Source organism: Globicatella sp. HMSC072A10 (genome assembly GCF_001811625.1).
GTDB lineage: Bacteria > Bacillota > Bacilli > Lactobacillales > Aerococcaceae > Globicatella > Globicatella sanguinis.
Genome location: NZ_KV805653.1, coordinates 1 through 4923, shown reverse-complemented (window position 1 = coordinate 4923; position 4923 = coordinate 1). Strand labels below are relative to the sequence as shown.

Annotated in this window: 4 protein-coding genes and 1 pseudogene; all 5 read left to right on the top strand. The window is 35.8% G+C overall.

Going from position 1 to position 4923, the window contains the following annotated elements:
- Window positions 1-186: 186 nt before the first annotated feature.
- The 5 genes and pseudogenes from HMPREF2811_RS02735 to HMPREF2811_RS02715 all read left to right on the top strand — a co-directional run bounded on the left by HMPREF2811_RS02735 (window position 187) and on the right by HMPREF2811_RS02715 (window position 4896).
- Window positions 187-1611, top strand: a complete 1425-nt coding sequence (locus tag HMPREF2811_RS02735) for a glycoside hydrolase family 32 protein (protein WP_071407994.1) — start codon at window positions 187-189, stop codon at window positions 1609-1611.
- Between the two features lie 190 nt (window positions 1612-1801).
- Window positions 1802-2047: pseudogene (locus HMPREF2811_RS11710) on the top strand (DUF896 domain-containing protein); the annotation flags it as partial.
- Window positions 2048-2602: 555 nt separating this feature from the next.
- Window positions 2603-3466, top strand: coding sequence for an ABC transporter ATP-binding protein (locus tag HMPREF2811_RS02725; protein WP_071407992.1), 864 nt, complete (start codon window positions 2603-2605; stop codon window positions 3464-3466).
- Between the two features lies 1 nt (window position 3467).
- The gene (locus tag HMPREF2811_RS02720) at window positions 3468-4313 is read left to right on the top strand and encodes an ABC transporter permease (protein WP_071407991.1); all 846 of its coding nucleotides are present in this window, start codon (window positions 3468-3470) and stop codon (window positions 4311-4313) included.
- Between the two features lie 127 nt (window positions 4314-4440).
- Window positions 4441-4896: a LytTR family DNA-binding domain-containing protein gene (locus HMPREF2811_RS02715; RefSeq protein WP_071407990.1), complete on the top strand. Its 456-nt coding sequence runs from the start codon at window positions 4441-4443 to the stop codon at window positions 4894-4896.
- Window positions 4897-4923 lie beyond the last annotated feature (27 nt).

Genomic DNA, 4923 nt, shown 5'->3' with positions numbered 1-4923 from the left:
TTTGACTAAATTTATCAAGTTTATGCCCAGCCCCAACCTCATTCGTGTTTTTAATTGTTGATTATAAAAGTAAAGTTGAAATGGTAATTACTATTTTAAGTTTGGTAAACTGTGGAGGAAGACACAAGTCATAAAAATGAGTAAGACTTATTTAATCTTTAATGTTTTAAGAAAGGGATGAATTAATTGAGAAATCAGGGGAAATTTGCACAACATTTCCATATTACACCGATTGAAGGATTGCTTAATGATCCAAATGGTTTGTGTTATTTTCAAGGATATTATCATGTGTTTTATCAGTTAAATCCATATAACACCAATCATGAAACAAAATATTGGGGGCATTTACGTTCCAAAGACATGATGCATTTGGAACAATTACCTATTGCTTTAAAATCAGACGATTGGTTTGATAAAAATGGCGTATATTCCGGAAGTGCAATCGTTCATAATGAACAACTGTATTTATTTTATACAGGGAATACGAAAGATGAGCATGATGTTAGAAGAAGTTATCAATGTTTAGCTACTTCTTCAGATGGAATTAACTTTGAAAAACATGGACCCATTTTAGAGCAAGCACCAGGATTTACTGGACATGTGCGTGATCCAAAAATTTGGTGGGATGAACAATTATCTGGATGGTGGATGATATTAGGGGCCCAACGAGAAGATCTTACGGGTGATACGATTGCCTATTTCTCAAAAGATTTAATGAACTGGGAATACCGTGGCTCTATTCTACAATTTTCAGAGCCGCTCGGTTATATGTGGGAATGTCCTGATTTAATTTTCTTAACAGATGAAGTTACAGGTGAAGAGAAAGCAGTATTTATATTTTCACCACAAGGTTTAGAACCTAAAGAGCATCGTTATCATAATATTTTTAACACAACCTATGTAGTTGGTAAATGGGATAATAAACAGGCGAAATTCATTCCTGAAGCGGAGTCAGCACGCAATTTAGCTGAAGTCGATGGTGGGTTTGAGTTTTATGCACCACAAACATTTACTGCACCAGATGGTAGAATTATTCAATATGCGTGGATGGGCACGATGTGGCCAGAAGTTGAAGAGGCAGTGCCGACGCATCGTGATAAGTGGATTCATCACCTATCAATGCCAAGAAGTTTACATCTAGTAGAGAATCGATTAGTGCAACGACCGATAGTTGAAATCAATGCATTATTATCAAATGAAGCACAACCAATTAAATGGGATCGTAGTGATTTAATCGAATTGCCCTTATCAAATCCGGCAAGAATTCAAATTGATGGAATAAATACTTTGTCGTTTGACTTCCATATTATGATTGATCAAGCCGTTCATATTCAATACAAACAGCTTAATCAAAAATTAACTATTGAACGTATTAATTGGCATACCAAAAAAGCTGAAACGCGCTCGGTATTATTAAAAGAGGGTATTTCACATTTAGATATTTGGTTAGATACTAGTTCTTTAGAATTATTCATCAATGAGGGAGCAAAAACTATGTCGATGCGCTATTTTGCCGATAATCCTAATTCTGAAGTAACTTTCCAAGCAGATGCAATCAGTCAACCATGCGATATTAAAGTAACCAAATTATTAGCGTATGATTTTTCTTAAAAAATAATATAACAATCAGATATGATTCGAGGGGATGGCACTAAGAGTGAAATCAGTTGATTTTTGCTTTGACCGCTAAAACCTCGAATTTTTATTTGTTCAATTTAACATTGACTATATTTGACATTCGAATCGAGATGATGTATTATACTCTCATGAACATTTGAATAAGAGGTGAAATAAAATGACAATGGCAATGATTTTAGAAGGAATTAATTATTTAGCAAGTATCGCAAAAACACGCGCCTTAACAGAAGCAGAAGAAATTTTACGGGAAGAACTGCGTGGTGCTTATTTGGCCTTAATACGGCAAGCATTTCGTAAGCAAATCGAAGGCGTAAAATTAGTGGATGAAACCGGTGCAGATGTCACCCCAGAAAAATTAAAAGCAATTCAAAAAGAAAAAGGCCTTCATGGGCGCGATCAAGATTTACCAACAAGAATGGCGGAGTTTTTATCAATGTTGCCAGATGTAGAAGAAGGCACTGTCATTTTTGGTGAGACCCATGACCTCTACGATGAAGATTATGATGACGAATACGATGAAGAATTCGACAATGAGTATCGTTATGATTATTATGAAGAATACAATAGCGAATTTGATGAATATGATGGGGACGATCGCGATTACGATGATGAATATGATGACACGGAAGACGACGAACAATTTGATGGCGAATAGGGGAACCGTTTTATCATAAAGTCAAATTTATCTAAAATTAAAGAACATAATCATTAGCAGATAGCGGCAGGTAGTACCAAGTGTTTTTACTTCTTGCGGCTATCTGTTTTTATTTAGTTAGTTTTTTTTATGGTTCTTAACTTATTCTTGTAATATTTGTTTTTCGTTCTCCCCAGATGCTTATATGAAGGATAGAGCTTATTTTTACCGTCTCTTTTACCACTTAACCATGAAATTTAACCACTTATCAAAAATTCACCCTTATTTTTATACATTTTAAGTATAGTATGGGCAAAGGAGTGAATGCAGATGATTTTAGAAGCTATCAGTTTAACCAAAACATTTGGCGATAAAATTGCGGTTAACAATGTGGATTTTTCGATTGAACGAGGTTCGTTTGTGGCATTTTTAGGTCCCAATGGTGCAGGTAAATCCACGACGATTCAAATGTTATTAGGGTTATTAGAACCGACAGCAGGCAAGGTTCATTATCCACAAAATGTTCGGGTGGGTGTGGTCTTTCAACAAAGTGTATTAGATGATGTCTTAACCGTTCGTGAAAATCTTGTCATTAGAGCGGGGCAATATCCAGCAAATGAAGTCGCCAATATTGATCAATTAATCCATTCATTAGGGATGCAATCATTTGAAAACCAACGATATGGGACCCTATCAGGTGGACAAAAGCGACGAGTTGATATCGCGAGAGCTTTGCTAAATCGACCAGAAATTTTATTTTTAGATGAACCGACGACTGGACTTGATATTCAAACACGAACGGCTATTTGGGAACTTATGGATCAAATACGTCAAGAAACCGGGATGACGATGGTTTTAACCACTCATTATTTGGATGAAACCCACGATGCCGATCAAGTATTTATCATCGACCAAGGAAAAATACTAGCAGCCAACTCGGCTAAAGAAATCATCAAGCAACATTCAAAGCATGTTTTAAAATTATATACGGCAGATGCAGAGTCAGTATGCCAATTCGTAAGTGGCTCATTGGAAGTGGTAAAAGAAGACAATGTATTAATTATCAGAATCGATAGTTCTCAACAAGCAATGGAAATTTTAAAACAAGTAGCAGCTCTCATTACTGATTTTGAATTTTCATTAGGAACCATGAATGATGCCTTTATGGCTTTAACTGGAAAGGAGATGCGTTAGGATGAGACACTTAATACGTCGAAATTTACTCTTATATTTTAGAAATCTATCACATGTCTTGCTTTCTTTATTAGGTGCTATTATTTCATTTGGCCTCTATCTAATTTTTTTGAGAAGTAATTTAGAGGCCTCTTTTTCACAAATTCCGGACAGCCGCATGGTATTAAATTTTTGGGTCATTGCCAGTACCTTAACCATTGCAGGGATGACTACCACCTTATCCAATTTATCTCAAATGACTCGCGATTTCGAACAAGGTGTCCGTAATGATTTATTAATGGCGCCACTGGGTTATTGGAAGCTTCAACTAAGTTATTTATTAAGTGCCATTTTGGTGGGCATCTTGATGCAAGTATTAGTCTTAATCATTATGTTAGCTTACTTTATCATTGTCGATGGTATGGTGATGCGATGGAACATTCTACCTCAGTTGTTGCTTATTATTTTCTTGAGTTCCAGTTTGTCTTCAATTTTGAATATGATTATCATTAGTTTTGTTAAAACCTCCAGTTCATTAGGGAGTATCGAGACCATTATTGGGACCGCTTCGGGGTTTTTAATCGGGGCGTACATGCCGATTGGTATCATGCCCAATTTTACTCAAACTTTGATGAAAGCCACCCCCCAACTTTATATTGCATCCTTATTTAGACAAGTCTTAATGAATGAGGAGCTGGAGCAAATTATTTTCTTTGCTCGCAATCGAGTCATTGAAATAATGGGGGTAAAAATCAAATGGGGTGAACTATTGACTCTTCAAACGACCTATTCTATAGTGGTGGTAATGATAGTCGTTGCCGCAATTATACTAGGGTGTGTGTTGTGGGCACAAAAGAAAAAGCGCTAATTAAAAGGTGCTAATGATAGGAAGCTGATGAGTATTAGCTGCTTGTGAGATGATAGTCGGACATTTTAGAGCCAAAGAATAGAGAAACGATTGTCAAAGAAGACTACCATCGAATGGAGGATAAGGGATGAGAAAAGAATTTAAAGTCAATAATCAAATATCAGCGAGTCATCCCTTGGTGACCATTCAAGCCGAAAGTTTAACCGATGAAGCCAAAGCCATTAGTGATTATTTAGACCGTTTTGGCCAGTTACAAGTTTCGACGATTCCGATAAAAAGTGATGACCAAATATTAATGATAAAAATCGATCAAATAATAATGGCAGATATTCAACAAAATACTTTGATGATTTATAGCGTTGACGGTGTTTATCAAACCACCGAAACATTAAAACGATTTGAACAGCGACTTAACCGAGCACATTTTATACAAGTTTCAAAACATGCTATTCTAAATCTTGATCATTTGCATTCGTTATCGAATTCATTTTCAGGTAATATGATGGCGAAGTTGACGAATGGATATAAAACCAGTGTGAGTCGAAAATATGTTAAAGCGTTAATGGAATGTTTAGGTTTATAAGTCTAGTGGTAATAAGTCAAGAGAAAA